The 18,349-nt window shown below is 31.0% G+C and carries 19 protein-coding genes and 2 riboswitches; of the genes, 1 reads left to right on the forward strand and 18 read right to left on the reverse strand.

Going from position 1 to position 18,349, the window contains the following annotated elements; genetic code table 11:
- Positions 1–189 precede the first annotated feature (189 nt).
- The 11 genes from COC46_RS19350 to COC46_RS19400 form a co-directional block, all read right to left on the reverse strand.
- The gene (locus tag COC46_RS19350; RefSeq protein ID WP_098811543.1) at positions 190–1,158 is read right to left on the reverse strand and encodes an asparaginase; all 969 of its coding nucleotides are present in this window, start codon (positions 1,156–1,158) and stop codon (positions 190–192) included.
- Positions 1,159–1,533: 375 nt separating this feature from the next.
- Complete coding sequence (locus COC46_RS19355; RefSeq protein WP_098811544.1) at positions 1,534–2,502, reverse strand: YpdA family putative bacillithiol disulfide reductase; 969 nt, start codon at positions 2,500–2,502, stop codon at positions 1,534–1,536.
- Between the two features lie 139 nt (positions 2,503–2,641).
- A complete protein-coding gene (locus COC46_RS19360) occupies positions 2,642–3,922 on the reverse strand; it encodes a Glu/Leu/Phe/Val family dehydrogenase (protein ID WP_098811545.1) in 1,281 nt (426 codons plus the stop codon).
- 237 nt (positions 3,923–4,159) lie between these two features.
- Positions 4,160–4,768 (reverse strand): genetic competence negative regulator, encoded by a 609-nt coding sequence (locus COC46_RS19365; RefSeq protein ID WP_098811546.1) that lies wholly within the window; start codon positions 4,766–4,768, stop codon positions 4,160–4,162.
- Between the two features lie 76 nt (positions 4,769–4,844).
- Positions 4,845–5,753, reverse strand: a complete 909-nt coding sequence (locus COC46_RS19370; RefSeq protein ID WP_255294977.1) for a MerR family transcriptional regulator — start codon at positions 5,751–5,753, stop codon at positions 4,845–4,847.
- 33 nt (positions 5,754–5,786) lie between these two features.
- Positions 5,787–6,389: a hypothetical protein gene (locus tag COC46_RS19375; RefSeq protein WP_098811548.1), complete on the reverse strand. Its 603-nt coding sequence runs from the start codon at positions 6,387–6,389 to the stop codon at positions 5,787–5,789.
- A 384-nt stretch (positions 6,390–6,773) separates the two neighbouring features.
- The gene (locus tag COC46_RS19380) at positions 6,774–7,406 is read right to left on the reverse strand and encodes a CBS domain-containing protein (RefSeq protein WP_098811549.1); all 633 of its coding nucleotides are present in this window, start codon (positions 7,404–7,406) and stop codon (positions 6,774–6,776) included.
- Between the two features lie 107 nt (positions 7,407–7,513).
- A complete protein-coding gene (locus tag COC46_RS19385; protein ID WP_098811550.1) occupies positions 7,514–8,116 on the reverse strand; it encodes a LysM peptidoglycan-binding domain-containing protein in 603 nt (200 codons plus the stop codon).
- Positions 8,113–8,697, reverse strand: coding sequence for a CPBP family intramembrane glutamic endopeptidase (locus COC46_RS19390; protein ID WP_098811551.1), 585 nt, complete (start codon positions 8,695–8,697; stop codon positions 8,113–8,115). The genes COC46_RS19385 and COC46_RS19390 overlap by 4 nt, the downstream gene beginning before the upstream one ends.
- A gap of 9 nt (positions 8,698–8,706) precedes the next feature.
- Complete coding sequence (locus COC46_RS19395; RefSeq protein ID WP_098811552.1) at positions 8,707–10,224, reverse strand: RecQ family ATP-dependent DNA helicase; 1,518 nt, start codon at positions 10,222–10,224, stop codon at positions 8,707–8,709.
- Positions 10,211–11,284, reverse strand: coding sequence for a YpbB family protein (locus COC46_RS19400; RefSeq protein ID WP_098811553.1), 1,074 nt, complete (start codon positions 11,282–11,284; stop codon positions 10,211–10,213). Before COC46_RS19400 ends, COC46_RS19395 begins: the two co-directional genes overlap by 14 nt.
- Before the next feature lie 321 nt (positions 11,285–11,605).
- On the opposite strand from COC46_RS19400, the gene COC46_RS19405 reads away from it, so the two are divergent.
- Entirely contained in the window at positions 11,606–11,854 is a 249-nt protein-coding gene (locus COC46_RS19405) for a ferredoxin (RefSeq protein ID WP_087999383.1), read from the forward strand.
- 248 nt (positions 11,855–12,102) lie between these two features.
- Here COC46_RS19405 and COC46_RS19410 read toward each other — a convergent pair whose 3' ends face one another.
- From COC46_RS19410 to COC46_RS19435, 7 genes are all read right to left on the reverse strand, one after another.
- A complete protein-coding gene (locus COC46_RS19410) occupies positions 12,103–12,672 on the reverse strand; it encodes an ECF transporter S component (protein WP_098811554.1) in 570 nt (189 codons plus the stop codon).
- Between the two features lie 216 nt (positions 12,673–12,888).
- Positions 12,889–13,024, reverse strand: a riboswitch (FMN riboswitch).
- A 60-nt stretch (positions 13,025–13,084) separates the two neighbouring features.
- The gene (locus COC46_RS19415; protein WP_098811555.1) at positions 13,085–13,996 is read right to left on the reverse strand and encodes a phosphotransferase; all 912 of its coding nucleotides are present in this window, start codon (positions 13,994–13,996) and stop codon (positions 13,085–13,087) included.
- A gap of 125 nt (positions 13,997–14,121) precedes the next feature.
- Entirely contained in the window at positions 14,122–14,268 is a 147-nt protein-coding gene (locus COC46_RS22415; protein ID WP_176545233.1) for a hypothetical protein, read from the reverse strand.
- Positions 14,269–14,582: 314 nt separating this feature from the next.
- Positions 14,583–15,152, reverse strand: a complete 570-nt coding sequence (locus COC46_RS19420) for a cob(I)yrinic acid a,c-diamide adenosyltransferase (protein WP_098811556.1) — start codon at positions 15,150–15,152, stop codon at positions 14,583–14,585.
- A 34-nt stretch (positions 15,153–15,186) separates the two neighbouring features.
- A complete protein-coding gene (locus COC46_RS19425; protein ID WP_098811557.1) occupies positions 15,187–15,972 on the reverse strand; it encodes an ABC transporter ATP-binding protein in 786 nt (261 codons plus the stop codon).
- Positions 15,969–17,021: a FecCD family ABC transporter permease gene (locus tag COC46_RS19430; RefSeq protein WP_098811558.1), complete on the reverse strand. Its 1,053-nt coding sequence runs from the start codon at positions 17,019–17,021 to the stop codon at positions 15,969–15,971. The genes COC46_RS19425 and COC46_RS19430 overlap by 4 nt, the downstream gene beginning before the upstream one ends.
- The gene (locus COC46_RS19435) at positions 16,987–17,946 is read right to left on the reverse strand and encodes an ABC transporter substrate-binding protein (protein WP_098811559.1); all 960 of its coding nucleotides are present in this window, start codon (positions 17,944–17,946) and stop codon (positions 16,987–16,989) included. The genes COC46_RS19430 and COC46_RS19435 overlap by 35 nt, the downstream gene beginning before the upstream one ends.
- A gap of 123 nt (positions 17,947–18,069) precedes the next feature.
- Positions 18,070–18,241: riboswitch (cobalamin riboswitch) on the reverse strand.
- Between the last annotated feature and the right edge of the window lie 108 nt (positions 18,242–18,349).

Raw genomic sequence — 18,349 nt, forward strand, 5'->3', positions numbered from 1 at the left:
CGCTTTCTATGGGGCGAGACCTGATCCTCCTCGTTCCTGCGGGGTCTCAGACTTCCCGAATTTCCCATAGGAGTCGAGCACCCTTTCGTTCCAATCAACTTCTACTATAAAAAAAGGATACAATAAAAACCTTTTTATTATCCTTTACTTTGAGTAAAAAATAAAAAGTACTAGCTATATTGAATAAAATTATTTTGTAAAGCCTTCGAGAATATTATCCATATCAGATGCTAACATTACAGATAATTTAATTCTTGCTTTTTTACTATCATAATCCTTACCTAAAATGACACCTTTATTAACTAAATCATAAGCACTTCCGTAATAATCATATGTCGGGTATACTTCGCCTTCTTCAGAACTAGTTGTGATTACTACTTTTATACCATCTTTGACTGCTTTTTCAATTTCTTCAGTCATATGTGGAGATACTTGGCCTCTTCCAACACCTTCTAGAATAATACCTTTAGCTCCATTTTCAACAGCTGCTTTTATTAAATATCCTTTTGCTTCTATATAACATTTAATAATATCAACTTGAGGTAATTCACTTGTAACTTTATATTTATCCTTTATTACTGGTTTTTGATAGATATGTACTTTATCGTTGTCAATAATACCTAAGTACCCGAAACCAAACACGTTAAAGCCTTGAATATTTGATGCATGTTCTTTTTTAACATATTTCGCAGTAAAAATACGTTCGTTAAAGACAACAACTGTGCCAACATTTCGTGCAGATTCGTCAGAAGCAGTATAAATGGCATGTCTTAAATTAATAAAAGCATCGGTACCTAATTCGCCTGGTGATCTTTGTGAGCCAGTAACAACAACTGGACGTTCATCATCAATTGTTAAATCTAAAAAATAGGCCGTTTCTTCTAAAGTATCAGTTCCATGGGTAACGACTACCCCATCGATTGTTTCATCTTGATAGTATTCTTCAATTTTATTTCTTAACATTATCCAGTGATTGAAGCCTATGTGCATACTTGGAACTTGGAAAAAAGAATCAACAATAATATTTATGTCTTTTGGTAAGTCAAGCATTTCGGCAATTTCTTGACCTGATAATGCCCCAGAATCTAACTTCCCTGATTCTGCATTTGGTTTACTTGCAATTGTTCCACCTGTTGTAATTAAAACGACTTTTTTCATATCAGCACCTCATTTCACATGAAATTATATCATTTTAAAATTATTTAAGTAAACTTAAAACGGTTGATGAAAAATCTTTATAGAAAAAAACGTAGCATAGCTACGTTTTTAGTGTGTATACAAAGTCCCATAAATTTGATTTTCAGACTGANNATTGCAAGCGCTTGTCTTTCGAGGCACTGGTGAGGAGCGGAGTTACCCTTTACGGTAATGAGCACCGCAGACAGACGAAGTAACGAAGAAAGCGAGCGTTTGACGGGCAGTCTGAAGTCAGGGAAGTAATCAATTTTGATAAAGTATATTGCCAGATTCATTCACACTACCTCGGACTCGTTATATCAGCTGGCAAGAAGTAAAGTTTTTGCTACAAAGCTATTATTTACAGATGTGAGAAGCGATTAAGTCGCCATGAAAACGACCATTTTCTATAAAAATTTCGTTTGCATTGTTTCCCGCAGCAATTACACCTGCTATATAAATGCCTTCTATATTTGTTTCCATCGTTTCTGGATTAAATAACGGTCTTCCAGTTTCATCGTCAACCTTTACGTCCATACTTTTAATTAATGAATGATCTGGATGGTAGCCTGTCATAGCATAAACAAAATCATTTTCAATCTCAATTATTTGCCCTTCTTTTTCATATACTACTGTTGATTCTTTTATTTCTAAAACATTTGAATTAAATTCCATTTTTATTGTCTCAGAGCGGACCAGCGCTTCAAATTCGGGTAAAACCCAAGGTTTTATACTTGGTGAATAAGAGTTGCCTCTATAAAGTACAGTTACATTTGCTCCACACTTTTCTAATTCTAGTGCCGCATCAACACTTGAGTTTTTACCACCAATAACAACTACTTTCTGATTAAAATGCTTATGCCCTTCAAAAAAGTAATGCGAAACTTTATTAAGTTGTTCGCCAGGTGTTAATAAATAGTTTGGTTGATCGTAATATCCTGTAGCTACTATAACAGCTTTTGCCTCATAACGTTTTTCTTCACCGTTTATTGTAACTGTTTCTATAATAAATTCACTTTTCTTTGTAACAGCTTTTACCTCTTCAAAAGCATTAATTTTTATGTTATTTCTTTTAACAACATCACGATAATAAGCTAGTGCTTGGTGTTTTTTTGGTTTTCTACCTTCAATAATAAATGGAATATTTCCTACTTCCAGTTTTTCACTCGTACTAAAAAATGTTTGATGTGTAGGGAAGCGACTGAGGGTATGAACTATATTTCCTTTTTCAATAATTAATGCAGATATCCCTTTATTTTTTAGAGCTAGATAAGCTGCAATACCACAAGGTCCTCCTCCAATAATCAGAACTTCAACTTTTTCCATTTGAAACATCTCCAATAAACTCAGTCTTAGTTATATTTACTATTTCTATTTTACGTAAAAAATTCATTTTGTCTAATAATAGGTAAACAAAAAAACAAGATGGAAAAACACCATCTTGTTTTTTACTTTGAATATAAACTTATACCCAGCCTCTGAATCGGCTAGCTTCAGCCATTTTACGCGCTCCTACCATATAAGCTGCAAGTCGCATATTTACTTTTCTATTTATACTTGTTTCATAAATATTATCAAATGAGCGTACCATAACTTTTTCTAATCTTGCTTCTACTTCTTCTTCAGTCCAGTAGTAACCTTGGTTATTTTGTACCCATTCAAAGTAAGAAACAGTAACACCACCAGCACTTGCTAATACGTCTGGAACTAATAAAATGCCGCGCTCAGTTAATATTTTTGTCGCTTCAAGTGTTGTTGGTCCATTAGCAGCTTCAACTACGATAGATGCTTTAATATTATGAGCATTATCTTTTGTAATTTGATTTTCAATCGCTGCTGGAACTAAAATATCACAATCTAATTCTAATAATTCTTTATTTGAAATTGTATTATTAAATAGTTTAGTAATTGTACCAAAGCTATCTCTACGATCTAATAAGTAATCTATATCTAAGCCATTTGGATCATGAAGTGCACCATAAGCATCGGAAATACCAATAACTTTCGCACCAGCATCATGCATAAATTTCGCTAAGAAGCTACCTGCATTACCAAATCCTTGGATAACAACGCGTGCACCTTCTAAGTTTATACCTTTACGCTTTGCTGCTTCACGAATTACAATCGTAACACCTTTAGCAGTAGCTGTTTCACGACCGTGAGATCCACCTAATACTAATGGCTTACCAGTAATAAAACCAGGCGAGTTAAATTCATCTATCCTAGAATATTCATCCATCATCCAAGCCATAATTTGAGAGTTTGTAAATACGTCTGGAGCTGGAATATCTTTAGTAGGTCCTACGATTTGGCTAATTGCACGAACATAACCGCGGCTAAGTCTTTCTAACTCACGGAATGACATATCACGTGGATCACAAATGATTCCACCTTTACCTCCACCATATGGTAAATCTACAATTCCACATTTTAAGCTCATCCAGATTGAAAGTGCTTTCACTTCATTTTCTGTTACATTTGGATGGAAACGGATACCACCTTTAGTTGGTCCAACTGCATCATTATGTTGAGCTCTGTAACCAGTGAAAATTTTCACTTGTCCATCATCCATGCGAACTGGAATTTTTACTGTCATCATACGAACTGGTTCTTTTAAAAGTTCATACATTTCATTTGAATATCCTAATTTTTCTAACGCTTCTTTAATTACTACTTGTGTAGGCGCTAGTACATCTAATTGTTCTTCAGTGTTGCTATTTTTCTCTGTAGATTTCTCGGCAACCATTGTAAACCCCCTAGAAATTTGAACTATGAAAAGTTTCATTCATTCTGAATTTAGTATACAACTTTCCATCCCATTTTTAAAGTTATAAACACATAGAAAACAAAATATAATATCTGTTTAATGTAAGCGTTTTCTAAGGTCATTATACTCCTATTTACAAAGTTTGAAAAGGAAAGAATATGAAGAAATACAAGATATTCATAAAAAATTTACAAAAGTAAAACCTCTCGTAATAAATTACTGAGAGGCTTTATTTTTAACGAAATAAAAATGCAGTTGTTCAATAGCATTTTCTGAGATAAGTTCTTTACCATACTCAATTATACGATAAATTGTTCTCGTGGAAGGATTTCCATATTCAGCTAAAATCGCATAAAATGTTTCACGGTCTAGTCTTCCTATTTCATTCTCCTCAAATTTTAAATAAAATGTATTTTCAAAGGAGAATAATCTTCCACCAATAGCATTACATGAAACTAACTTTTCAGAAAGTAGGATTAGATCATCTAAAGTAGAAAACTCGTACAATATATGTTCACTTTCATCAAGGATTACTTCCATCGATATAAAATCGTCTTGAAATTCATCTTCCTCTTCTTCAATTTCATCAGATTTGGTTACAATGACAACCATACCTTGAGCTTGAAGAGAGAAAACTTCAACGGATACTTTTCCATCTACTTCGAAACCTAGTTCTACGCTAGCTTCATGCATCATATCTTGAAAAAGCTGTTGAACTTTTGGTGCATTGTACCATAAGTCTTCTTTTGTCAGACCACGTTCAGATAAATCATCAGATGTAAGAAAAACTTTTATTTTATTGTAGTTCAACCGTTCCAACCTCATGAACTAGCCTCCTTGCTGCATTTACCATAGTACAGTTTATGTTTTTATGTAATTTTGGTGATTCTAAAGTCAAAATTCATTTATAATTAAAATTCTGCTTTAACCACTCATCCCAATTTGATTGCTGACTCCCTATATAGAATTTCTGTATCGAATCCATTATAGGACTATCACAAGTTGAAACTGCGTGTCCACCAATACCGATAACGATATCAGGCTTTATTTTCTTAATTGTTATAGCTAGATCAATTGTTTTCTTTAAATTTTCTTTTAAAGTACATGACATGATAAATCCAGCTGGGTTCACTTCATTAATTACTTGATCAACTTCATCAGAATCGATTGAAGCCCCTAAATAAATAACTTGAAAACCAATTCTACGTAAATAAATCGTAAATATTAATAAACCTAATTCGTGCCTTTCCTCAGGTCCACATACTGCGATTAACTTTGGCAAATGTTTATTGTTTGGTAAATTTTGATAAACCATCCCTAATCTTGTTCTTAAAAAAGAAGTTGCAAAATGTTCGTGTGCACTAGTAATTTCACCGTTACGACATTTATCACCAATTAAAATGAAAACCTTTGAAAGGATTTTAAACAATACTTTATCTACAGAAAATAGACTAAAAGCCTCATTCACATAATTGTGGGCTTCACTTTCTTCAAAAGATAATAATGAAGAAACAATTCGATTCACTAAAGCATCAGATTGAAGATTTTCTGTAAGTGACCTGTCATTTGATGTTTTATGCCCTTTTGCTTCATATAAATTAATTGCTTGTCCAATCGTAAATCCTTCATTAACTTTCTGAACAAGCCATTTTAAAATATATACATGCTCCTCTGTATAAAGTCGATGTCCCGCATCATTTCGGACAGGGCTAATGATGTTATATCTTCTTTCCCAAGCTCTTAATGTTCCTGGTAAAATCCCAACAATGTTAGAAATTGCTTTAATATTGTATTTTCCTATTTGGGCCAATTTTCTTTCCTCCTGCATGTAAACAAGAAACACTTATTTCATAACTTCAAAATTTAAGACAGTTACTGTATCTTGTTTACGAATTCCTTTATTGTTTTGTAGCTCCAAATATACCGTTTTCTGATTTCGATTTACATTTAATTGACTTCTTTCAAACAGATAAACTTGAATACTGTTAAAATGATTAAGATTACTATCCATAACTTCAGTATAGCTTGTTAAAATACTTAAATTGTCTTCATATAGCTCCTCAAGCGCAAAGTCTAGTTGATCTCTTTTTGTTTTCACATCATCTAAACCTATAATCGAAAATTTCGTTCCATTTTCAGTTTCAAATGAAGCACTTGTATTTTCTAAAATTGTTACTTTATAATCTAGTAATAATGCATTTAAATCTCGGTAATTGCCACTATAATCAAGATCGTTCCATAAAAAATAAACGGGAGCTAAAGAAGATAAGTACTGAATGTTTTCATCTTTATATTTTTTTATTTTCTTTTTCGAATATCCACTCAAAAGGATGATTGTATTTTGATGACAAATGTTTTTAATCTCACTCAGCTTATAATGAATATCTCCGATCGTTGGAATCCAAATAATTTGAATTGATTGTAACGAATCATCAAGATGATTCAATTTAATTTTTTTATTAATAATTTCTAACTTACTTTTCCGATTAAATAGTAGAATAATTACGATTACAACTACTATTAATCCGACTAATAATAATAATTTTATTTTAATTTCCCCCTTGTTTCATAACCCCAGACAATGTAAAAATCCGATTGTTTCGTAATCTCTACCTCTTTCTTACATACCCAACTTTATTTACTTCTTTTCGTTCTATTTATAGTACTTTTTTTTATTATACAAAAACTAGTAGAAATTGAAAAATTTTAAACAACAAAAAACTTATGTCCATTCGTAATGAATGTTCATAAGTTCAAGTAGTTAAATAATAATCTTATTAATTAGTATTCTTATTTTAAGAGAAATTACCTCTGAAAAAGACATAAGCAGTTACTCATCCGTTACAGAGACAATTCTAAGGCCAATTTCTTCAAATTTACTTAAAATTTTATCTCTATGTTTAGTTGCTTCAATCTTTAATACGATTCTTCGTAATAAATGATCTTTTGAATCGAACGTTACAAGCGAAATTATATTGATTTTAAAATGGTGAAGATAATCAAGTAATCTTGCTAATTGACCCTCCTGCTCCATACTTGTCATAGAAATCCTTATTCCTGGACAATCCTTTCCAAGTACTTCTTGAAAAATCTCAATTACGTCATATCTTATTACAAGTCCAACAAAATTTCTCTCGTCATCTACTACCGCAATAGATGGATATTTTTTTAATGAGTGCATTGTATCTTCAAATGGCTCATCCGATTTTACACAAATCGTTTGGTGTGTTGCAATTTCGCCTATTTTTATTTTCGTAACGTATTCTTCCTTTGGTAGTTCACTATAGAAGCATCTTCTAAAAATCTCGGCTTGTGAAATCATACCGACATACTTATTGCCTGATAGCACAGGTACACTATCAATTTGCTTTTCCAATAAAAGTTTAATTGCACTGTCTACAGCATCGTTAGATTGAATCGTAACGACTTGATGGTTTTGAAGCATTCGATGTTTGGCTAACATTCTACTACACTCCCTTCACTCTATTTATAACATAGAAAGGGAGCGCTCAATCTAAACGAATTTGTCTAGATTTCGAATTTCAAATTCGATATCTAATTTATTTAATCTTATTTATCCATATCGACATTTAATGGAATTTTTAAAACCTGGCCTGGTGTCACTTCTATTCCTGTTAAATGATTTGCATCTTGAATAATTTCTTCACCATCACGATTACCATAATATTTCATTGAAATCGTAAATAATGTTTCTCCTCTTTTCACTTCATGATGAACCTCTTTTACTCCAACGGTTTCATTCGCATTTGTTTGAGGTTTCACTTCATTTTTTATCTCTTTTTTTATTGGAGCTTTATTTGTTGTCTCTTTATTTTCTTTCTGTTTTTTCTTCTCAGTAGTAGCAATTTCAATCTTTTCAAATTTATTTGAAGGAATAATTAAACTTCCTTTTTCAGTAAAAATCTTATCATATTTACTATGTACAAATTTAACCACTCCAAATGGGAGTAAAATAAAAATAATAACTAAAACAGTAATTAACGGATATTTAATTTTCCACCACGGTCTTCGTTGATCTTCTTTTATTTTCATCGTTTCACTTCGAGGTGGAAGATTTAACAAATCAACTGCTTTATTTTGCTCTTTTATTTTTTTATTTTTTTTCTTTCGACTTAATTCAGTAATACTACTATTCTGAAACTCATTTTTCATTCTTTGTCTTCACTTTCCAAACTTAATTTCATATACATTCCTAAAACATAATCTAGTATAAAATGTGCGATAAATACAATAATGATATTATCTGTTTTCAAATATAAATAGCCAAGGAAAAAACTTTCAATTAAGACGATGGTAAGTAAGATCGGTTTTTTCACATAACGAAAATGAACAAAAGCGAAAACAACTGAAGCGATTATTAAGCCAAATTTAGCTTGAATAAATCCTCTAAATAATAATTCCTCTGAAAGTGCAATTAGAATACAAAGTAAAGTCATTTCAGGAACGGTAAGTGACGTAAAAAATCTTTTATTAAAGCCACCATCATCCAATAATCGTTCTGGTATCGCATAATTCAATAAAATATTAAATATTACAAGTGAAAAACCAGCTCCGAATCCATATAAATATGTTTTATAACTTTTAAATAAAAGTAAATCACTAAAAAATTTATCTGTACCAATAAAAAAAGCAATACATAAAATAGCTATTCCTAAAATAATTAGTTGCGTACCATATACACTTTTCTTTAAATAATTAACGGGAATTTCTTGACGGTTTAATTCGCTTTCCATATGAATTCCTCACAGACCCAATTTATTTCTTAACTCTTGTTCCCATGAAAGTACGACAGTATTTCCATGCTTTTCTTGATCTCTTGAACAATACTTATCAAATGATATACCACATATATTACAGCAATTTATTGGTCTTTGAACTAACATTTCATCAAAAAAAGAAAGGTATTTTTCTCTATAACAAGTTGTTGAAGATAGAAAATCTATCATCGTTTTTAACTTGAAATATTTTACTTTTTTTCGCTCGCAAATTAAATCTTTGATTGATTCATATAAGTCATAATTTAATTTATTTATATTCAAAAACTCATTTTCAATCACCTTAAATTTAACCATTTCAGAATGTAAGGTGTTCCACTGGATTTCACTTAGTTGAAAAACCGCTTTCCAATTTGACACTAATGTTTCAGTCAATTTGATCAGGTTTTCCTCTTGTCTTTTTAAATACGATATAAAGGACTCTACTTGATTGACAGACAGTATTTCGTCATCAATTAATCTTATTGGTAATTCATGATCATCTTCACTTACTAGTAAAATTGCGATACTTGGCTCACCATCACGACCTGCACGTCCAATTTCTTGAAGATAATTTTCAATGTTCGACGGGTACTGAAAATGAATGACAAACCTGACGTTTGGCTTATTTATCCCCATCCCAAATGCACTAGTACAAACAATAATATCAATTTGATTTTGAATAAATTGTTGTTGAATTAATATTCTTTGTTCATGTTCCATACCACCATGATAATATGCAACTCTGCAATTCAACTTCTCTCTTATGGTATGTGAAATTTTCTCGCACGTAGAACGTGTACCACAATATACGATACCAGGACCATTTAAATTTGAAAGATAATCTGTTAATCGATTGATCTTTTCAATTTCCAAATCTACTTTTTCAATTTGAACTGCAATATTTTCTCTATTTACTGAGTTTATATATTTATGAACATGTTTTAAATGTAAAGTATCGATTATTTCTTCACGAACATTTTGACTAGCGGTAGCCGTTAAAGCTAACACTGTCGGATTATTTAATTTCTGTTTTATATCTCCTAAGGTCTTATATTCTGGCCTAAAATCATGACCCCACTGCGATATACAATGTGCCTCATCAACAACAAATAACGAGATTTTCGTAGCAGATAACTTTTGAATTAATAATGGATTTTGTAGCATTTCAGGCGAAACAAAAATAAACTTATAACTGCTTATATTTTTTAATAAATATTTTTTTTGCTCAAAACTTCTAAAGCTATTTAGTGCAATAACTCGTTTATCTCCAAATGCCTTTATTTGCTCAACTTGATCCTCCATTAGTGAAAGTAATGGGGAAACGATTAACACAATCCCAGGTAATAGTAACCCTGTTAATTGATATAATAATGACTTTCCGCCACCAGTTGGAAGCATTGCTAAGACATCCTTTGAGTTTAATAAGTCATTAATGATTTCTTTTTGGTTACTTCTAAAAGATGAATAACCGAATTTTTCGTATAAGACTTTATTTAGGTCCATGTAAATCACCCATTCTTGCAAGAGTAATACGAATTTGAAAATATGTTACCTCATGTAATAAAGCTTCTTTAATAATTTTTAATTTCCTTGTATTTAATTCATTAATCTTATTTTTGATTAAAGTAAATTGTTGTGTTGTAATAAATTGTTCAATCGGAAAATGATGATTACTTAAAACATTTTCAACAATATGATCTTCAATTGTACTAACCTTTAGATGACGGATTGCAGCTATTTCTTGTATTGTTTTACCATCATTAAATAATCTCTTAGTTTCAACTGAAGTAGTTGTAATATTTGTACTGTTCTCACCTTTAATAAATTTACTTAAAAAAGGGTAATCATTTTTATGTTCATTTAAGATAGTGATTATATGATGCAAAATATCAATCGATTTAAGATAAATTTTTTCAACACTTTCTTTATTTTCAGTAGCAATCTGCTCTAAAGTCATTCCATAAGAATTCGCTCCAGACAATCGATTAACAAATAATAATGCATCTTCATCACTTAAATTTTTTAAGATTCCATGTAATTCTTCGTAAAAATGCTTAATTATTTCATTTTTATTCCCTCTAAAATTTAAGATCTCTTTTTTTACCCACTCTTGTATATCATGTTCTTGAATAACTGCTCTAAAATATTTTAAATTCATATTCAAATGGGAAACTGTTTGAAAGAACAATGAAAATCTTTTCCAAAATATTTTTTGGATACTAGAAAACCTTAGCCCATTTAAATATTTAAATTCTTTAAATTGTAATTTTTGATTTTCTAAATAAGATTGTCCATTTTTATTTACTAAATAGATATTTTTTGTTTCAGACTGAGTAATGTACCCTTTAAACACTAACCCATTTATAATTTCTTGCATATTCTGATGTGTAAGGAAATGAAAAAGCCCGAAAAATGATGTGACATGATAAAAATGGGAATCTTGAATGATTTGTGCACTTTGTTTTCCTTTTAATAAATACATTATACCTTGGATTGTTCGTTCTCCCTTATATCGATGTATTAAAAATAAAATAATTTCTTCTAAAATTGATAATTTATACATTGTGAACCTCTCAAATAAAATTATTCCATTAATATATTTAAATATTTTTTCTAATAATAATTAGGAGTACCAAAAATATTTGTGCATTTTTTCTAAATAGTTTTTATTTCTTTTAGCTTATCATATGTATCAATAACCAAACCATTTTAAACATATTAAAATCAATATTTATTTTATTTGAGAATTCATCATTTATCGTTTTTTTCAAAACCTTGTACAATTATATTGAAAAGTTTTGGAAACCGTTTTAAAATGTTTACAGGTACATTACAAAAATAGTATCTGTAACATAAACAGGGAATAATTTGGGAGGTCAATACAATGGCAAAATATACAATCGTTGATAAAGACACTTGTATCGCATGTGGCGCTTGTGGCGCAGCTGCACCTGATATCTATGACTATGATGATGAAGGGATTGCATACGTTACTCTAGATGATAACCAAGGAATCGTTGAAATTCCAGACGTATTACTTGATGACATGATGGATGCATTTGAAGGATGCCCAACAGATTCAATCAAAGTTGCTGACGAATCATTCGATGGCGACGCTTTAAAATTCGAATAGTAAAAACTGCGACGAAATGATTTCGTCGCTTTTTTTTATTTTAACTAAATAAACTCATTAAATCCTTTTGTATATTCTATCTAACATTTCAACTTTTGTAATTTGGGAGAAAATTGAATAGTTCAAATTTTTTACCTCGCTATTCTTATAACATGAAATCTACATTCTTCTTTTACTGATTTTAGATTATATTCGTAAAAAACAAACAAAAAAGTGCCTACTAAAATTTAGCAGACACTTGAATTTATTTATACGTTATGAACATTCATTCTTTGAGTTAACCAAACCTTTAATTTAGGGTATATTACTAAGAATAAGATCATGATTAAAAGACCCTTAATTGCATTAAACGGCATAATTGATGTCACAATTACTTCATTTGGCAGTTTGAAATTCATGAAATGTGCATATGCAGGTAATAACACATAATAATTTAATAGGCTTAATAATCCAGTCATCACTACTGTACCAACGATTAATCCTAGAGTTAAACCTTTTACTGAACGATATTTCCTGAAGAAATACGACGCAGGTAAAATGTATAATACTCCAGCACTAAAATTAGCAAATTCACCTATTGGTACTCCAGTCATACTACCATTAATTACATAGTGAAGAATGTTTTTAATTAACTCTACACCAATTCCCGCTACAGGACCAAACACAATTGCCCCTATTAATGCAGGAACCTCACTAAAGTCAATTTGAAGCCATACTGGAAATGCAGGAAGTGGAAAATCCAGCATCATCAGTAGATAAGAAATACTACTTAGCATTGCTACTACTACCATTTTATTTACTTTGTTGCGTTGTTGCATGTTACCTCTCTCCTTTTTCCCGATCTTATCAAGAAAAATGAAAGGTTCGCTTACATAGCGTTATTATTTGCAAAAACTAATATAAGTTCAAATCATATAAAAATAAGAATTTAACATTATGCAAATAAAATAAAATCCCCTATTTTATAGAATAGGGGAGAATTTTCAGCACGCCAAATAAGCGTTCAAAAAGATAAATTTTTTGAACTTGCGAACCTCCATCTTCTCCCATCCAGACTATACTGTCGGCTCTAGAATCGCACTAGATCCTGCCCAAAAAACAGGCTCGCGGGCTTATAAGCAGTGCTTAATTACCGCCGGTGGGGAATTTCGCCCCGCCCCGAAGATAGATCGTATATTAAATTACAATTTAATGTTACTAAATTAAATACAGTTTGTAAATAAAAAACTACTACCAACCAGTTAGAGCATTTTTTAAGTTATCTTGACAAAAACTTACTAACGAAAAATCATTTTGATCTTTTGCAAATAACATAAGTACAATTGTCGTATAAATTGCCTTAAATTGAGCAAGTCTTTTTGAAGCGTCTGAAACTTGACCATAATGTTGATAAAATGACTCTCTCTGATCGATCGGTATTAAACTATAAATAATCGATAAATCTAATTCAAAATTCCCAATATGAGCATCACCCCAATCAATAATTCCTTCAAGTTGATTTTGCTCATTAACAATCATATTTTTAAAATGCAAATCACCATGTACTAGGACTAGAGGTGACTCGCTTTTAATTTCCACTAAGTTTTCAGTATAGTGATTAATTTTCTGTACATCGACAATCAACTTCTTCTGTATAGCTTGTTGAACATATTTTTCAAGCTGAGGCTTACGGAAATTTATATCTAACCTCCTCAGCTTATCATGCGGTAAATCAAGATCTTTCAATTCATCTAACTTGATTGAATGTAATTTTTTTAGAAATTTCGCGATTGGTTCGATCATTAATATTCTTTCATTTCTAGTCAATCGAATTGGTGGCTTTCCCGAAATAAAATTATATCCTAAAAATGGCCAAGGAAATAATTCAGATGGTTTTCCTATTATTTTAGGAACTGTTGTTGTCATTTCAAATTGATTATAGATCCTTGGAAGTAGTTTTCGTTCTACATTTAAAATTGAAACTGCAATTTCTCTTCGTGGAAATCTTAGTAAAATTTCATTGTTTAACCGAAAGACCGTATTATCAAATCCTTCTCCAATTTTTTTAATTTCTTTTATCGTAATTTCAGGGAATTGCTCTTTTAAAATTTCTTTAACCAATTCCTCTTTCATTACAATTGCTGGATCCCATATATTAGCCATTTCTTTCTCCTTACAAACAAAAATAGAACTTCACATATAAATGTACTTTACCAAAATTAATAGCAAATTACATTTATTTGGAAGTCCTAGAGCAATCATATACTTTTAATCTTAATAAATATACACTAGCGATTAGAAACCATTTTTAATTCATGAAAATTTTTATCTAAAACTACACTCTTTAATTTTTCTCGATTGCCTCCAATAAATAATAGACCAATCGTTAATACAAACATAACGATTAAAAAACATCTTCTAAGTAAATCAACCATCTTTTCCCTCCTCTGAGCAAAATGTGAACGTTGATCAGTCCTTATAATCTTCATAGCCATTGTTTGCTGACCTAATGGACTGATACACTATAAGACATTCAAATCTAGGCGCAAATCGATTCAAAATCCTTTAACTCTTTCATATGTAAAAGACAAAGAAGCCTAAAGTACCAGACCATACGAAATTGAAAACGCCATGATTTACTTTTAAGAAAGTTACACTCAAACATTCTATGATTGAAATTATATTTTTATACAAAAAAAATAGCGATTGATTAGAAAAAATTGAAACTAATCAGTCGCTATTTTCTTTTTTATTTTTTATCTGTACGAAATACGATTGAACCGCGTTCGTATTCAACATCCTTAATGTTTAATCGTGTGTTGATTACCCTAGCAAGTGCAAAGAAATAATCAGATAATCGATTCAAATATAAAAATACTGGAAGATGGATATTTTCTTGTTTCATTAATGACACGACAGTTCTTTCTGCACGTCTTGTCACCGCTCTTGCTTGATGAATGATTGCGGCAGGTTTTGATCCACCAGGTAAAATAAATCGTTGTAATGGTGGAGTCGCTTCCATATATTCATCGATTAAAGTTTCAAGATCTTGTACCATTTTCTCAGTAGTTTTAAAAGGGATGCCATCCTTTACAACAGCCAAATCTCCACCACAGTCAAATAATTCATGTTGTATTTTTTGAAGTGTATTGTAAAGATCTCTCGTATCTTCATGATCTAAATAGGTCATTGCGTACCCAACGATCGTATTTACTTCGTCTATTGTTCCGTATGACTCAACTCTTAAATCATCTTTATCAACTCGTTTACCTACTAAGCTAGTTTGACCTTTATCCCCAGTTTTTGTATAAATTTTCATGAAAAATCTCTCCTTTTTTCAATTTAAATTTAAGTTACACTACACTACTTTTATAAATAATGACCTTTTTATTTGTTTCTGGATTATCTAAAATTTGAAAAGATGTATCGTATAAGCCTCTTAATATCTCTTCATTTAAAACTTTGTCTGTTTTTCCTTGAATATAAATTTTACCTTCTTTTAAGCCTAATAATCTGTCACAATAAAGACTTGCCAAGTTTAAGTCATGAAAAACAGTAACAATCGTTTTATTCTCTTTTGTTTGTAATTCCTTTAACACGTCTAAAATTTTAATTGTATGCATTAAATCTAAATGATTACTAGGTTCATCTAAGAAAATATATGGTGTCTCCTGAGCGAAACATTGGGCAAGGAAAACTCTTTGCCTTTCACCACCGCTAATTTCATTTATGAAGCTTTTTTCCATCTTCTTAGTACCAGTCATCAACATTGCATTAGTAACTGCAGTCTCATCAGTTTTTGACCAACTAGGAAAGAAGGAAGATGTGTGAGCAAGTCGCCCAAGCTTAACTGTTTCTTTTACCTCATAAGAATATGTATAGGAATTTTGTTGAGACAATACAGCAATTTTCTTAGCTATTTGTTTATTAGACATACTAGAAATAAATTCTCCATCTAACATGACATTTCCTTTAGAAGGCTTAAAAAGTCCACAAAGAATATTTAAAAATGTTGACTTTCCACTCCCATTTGGACCGATAATTCCAAGCCATTCTCCTTGATTAATCGTATATGACAGTTCATCCAAATCAAGATGTATACCATCATATGAATATGAGATATCTTGACATTTGATCATATTTTTCCTCTATTTCTTTTCAAAGATAGTAATATAATTGCAAATATTGGAGCACCAATTAATGAAGTAATGACCCCAATTGGTAATTCTCTAGGGGCTAATACAACTCTCGATAAAATGTCAGAACCAATCAAAAATATAGCTCCATTAATCATTGATAATGGTAGTAATTTTTTATGTAATGGCCCTACAATTGTTCTAGTAAAATGTGGAACAACTAATCCTACAAATCCAATAGTTCCAGATACAGCTACTGCTGCACCAGATAAAATACTACCTGTTAACAATATTAAATATGTGGATTTCTTTACATCGATACCAATATGTTTTGCATTCGTGCTACCAAATGTCATTGCATCTAGTTGTCTATTTTGACTAAATAAAATTAAAAATGAAACAATTAAAAAAGGTAGTAAGCTCAGAGAGTACTGAATTCCTCTTCCTCCAATATTCCCCATTAACCATCCTATAACTGCTCGTAATTCATTATTCGAAAAGGTAATAAATAGTGACAACAGAGCAGAACAAAATGAACTTATAATAATTCCACCTAATATAATTGTTTCTACATTTAAAGATCGATCTAGTTTTCTAACAAATAGTAATAATAGTATGAGTGTACCAAAACCGAATAAAATACTAACAACTGGCAAAGTAAAATAAGTCACAAAAGGTAAGCTTAGTTGAAAAAACAACACAACCACAGCTCCAACAGAAGCACCTGAAGATACTCCTAATGTAAAAGGATCAGCTAATGGATTTTTTAGTATTCCCTGGAACGCTACTCCTGCTAGTGAAAGGCAAGCACCGACTAAGGCAGCCAACAATACCCTTGGAACTCGTATATTCATAACAATTGTTTGTATATCCTCTGGAACATAATCAGTTTTAAAAAAAGCATCTGAAAAGCTAGAAACAATAGAAGAAAAGGGAATCGATGTAGAACCTATCGAAACCCCTAAAATAAATAAAAAGATTAATAAAATAATTGGCATTAAAAAGATTAAATATGTATTATTTAAAAAGCTCTGGGTATACCGCCTTTGCAATTGCTTCGACTCCCTCTGCAAGTCTTGGACCTGGTCTAGATGTTGTATCTGCATTTATATCATATACACGTTGATTTTTAATTGCGTTTACAGTTTGCCAGTTTTTTCTATCCATTACAGTTTTTTCTAAATTTGGAACAAAATCTCCGTAAGTTGTTAAAATTATATCAGGATTCGCTTTAATTGCTGATTCCTCACTGTACTGCACCCAACCTTTTTGAGTTTCAGCTACGTTTTTAGCATGAATGATTGAAATCATTTCATCTAGGAACGTACCTTTACCTGCTGTGTATATTTCTGGTGGACCTGAAATTTCTAGCCAAACCTTTTGATTTGTAGATGCTTTAGCTGTTTTTTTGCTAATTTCATCTAACTTTGTTTTCATACCACTTACAACTTTTTTCGATTGCTCAGTTTTACCAGTTATTTCTCCAACTTGTAAAATTGTATCATATACATCATTAATAGTTGCTGCATTTTTAACAACAAAAACATTAATACCTGCTTGTTTTAATTGTTCTAATCCGTCAGCAGAAATCCCTAAACTTGATTCATGTGCTAATACTAAATCAGGTTTTAATGAAATAATTTTTTCAACATTATATGTCATATCGGCATTATTTCCGCCAATTTTATCAATTGATTTCACTTCTTTTGGATAGTTATCAAAATCAGTTACACCAACTACATCCTTGCCCTCACCAATAGAAAACAAGATTTCAGTATTACTAGGAATTAATGATACGATTCTTTTTGGCGCTTCTTTAATGCTAATTTCCTTTTTCGTTGCATCTTTAACTGTCATTGGAAAAGTTGCTTGTTCATTTTTACTTACATTCGAATTTTTTTGAGTCGTATCATTATTACATCCAAATAAACCTAAACATAATAACATAATGATAAAACTAGATAAAAACTTCTTCATTTGAATCCTCCTAAATTTTTGGAAAGCATAAAAAAACCCCATTCATTTTGAACGGGGCTGAAACAACAAAGATATACAAGAAGTCTTGCAACTGCTGCTTCAAATTCTTACTCCCCGAAGAATTGAACAAGGATGACTTTAGCAGGTCTACTGACTTTGCTTCAACCTACTCCGTCCTTCCCATTCTTTCGAACAGTGGATATCCGTTTCGTCCACATTACAGTTGCGGGGACAGTTCTGGCTTTTACCAGATTCCCTTTTAAGCAATACTTGCACTAAAATCATCAATATTTCATTAATTCAATCGTAAAATAAATTGGGTAAGAATTCAATAATTTTATTTAAATGTTTATAACGATCATGAATTTATTTATTTTTTCTATATAATTTAGATGCATCTGTA

Source organism: Bacillus sp. AFS041924 (assembly GCF_002577195.1).
GTDB lineage: Bacteria > Bacillota > Bacilli > Bacillales > Bacillaceae_G > Gottfriedia.

What these genes read in the sequence shown, in the direction of transcription:
- COC46_RS19350 (WP_098811543.1), bottom strand. Translation starts at nt 1,158, where the DNA reads ATGAAAAAAGTCGTTTTAATTACAACAGGTGGAACAATTGCAAGTAAA.
- COC46_RS19355 (WP_098811544.1), bottom strand. Translation starts at nt 2,502, where the DNA reads ATGGAAAAAGTTGAAGTTCTGATTATTGGAGGAGGACCTTGTGGTATT.
- COC46_RS19360 (WP_098811545.1), bottom strand. Translation starts at nt 3,922, where the DNA reads ATGGTTGCCGAGAAATCTACAGAGAAAAATAGCAACACTGAAGAACAA.
- COC46_RS19365 (WP_098811546.1), bottom strand. Translation starts at nt 4,768, where the DNA reads ATGAGGTTGGAACGGTTGAACTACAATAAAATAAAAGTTTTTCTTACA.
- COC46_RS19380 (WP_098811549.1), bottom strand. Translation starts at nt 7,406, where the DNA reads ATGTTAGCCAAACATCGAATGCTTCAAAACCATCAAGTCGTTACGATT.
- COC46_RS19385 (WP_098811550.1), bottom strand. Translation starts at nt 8,116, where the DNA reads ATGAAAAATGAGTTTCAGAATAGTAGTATTACTGAATTAAGTCGAAAG.
- COC46_RS19390 (WP_098811551.1), bottom strand. Translation starts at nt 8,697, where the DNA reads ATGGAAAGCGAATTAAACCGTCAAGAAATTCCCGTTAATTATTTAAAG.
- COC46_RS19395 (WP_098811552.1), bottom strand. Translation starts at nt 10,224, where the DNA reads ATGGACCTAAATAAAGTCTTATACGAAAAATTCGGTTATTCATCTTTT.
- COC46_RS19400 (WP_098811553.1), bottom strand. Translation starts at nt 11,284, where the DNA reads ATGTATAAATTATCAATTTTAGAAGAAATTATTTTATTTTTAATACAT.
- COC46_RS19405 (WP_087999383.1), top strand. Translation starts at nt 11,606, where the DNA reads ATGGCAAAATATACAATCGTTGATAAAGACACTTGTATCGCATGTGGC.
- COC46_RS19410 (WP_098811554.1), bottom strand. Translation starts at nt 12,672, where the DNA reads ATGCAACAACGCAACAAAGTAAATAAAATGGTAGTAGTAGCAATGCTA.
- COC46_RS19415 (WP_098811555.1), bottom strand. Translation starts at nt 13,996, where the DNA reads ATGGCTAATATATGGGATCCAGCAATTGTAATGAAAGAGGAATTGGTT.
- COC46_RS22415 (WP_176545233.1), bottom strand. Translation starts at nt 14,268, where the DNA reads ATGGTTGATTTACTTAGAAGATGTTTTTTAATCGTTATGTTTGTATTA.
- COC46_RS19420 (WP_098811556.1), bottom strand. Translation starts at nt 15,152, where the DNA reads ATGAAAATTTATACAAAAACTGGGGATAAAGGTCAAACTAGCTTAGTA.
- COC46_RS19425 (WP_098811557.1), bottom strand. Translation starts at nt 15,972, where the DNA reads ATGATCAAATGTCAAGATATCTCATATTCATATGATGGTATACATCTT.
- COC46_RS19435 (WP_098811559.1), bottom strand. Translation starts at nt 17,946, where the DNA reads ATGAAGAAGTTTTTATCTAGTTTTATCATTATGTTATTATGTTTAGGT.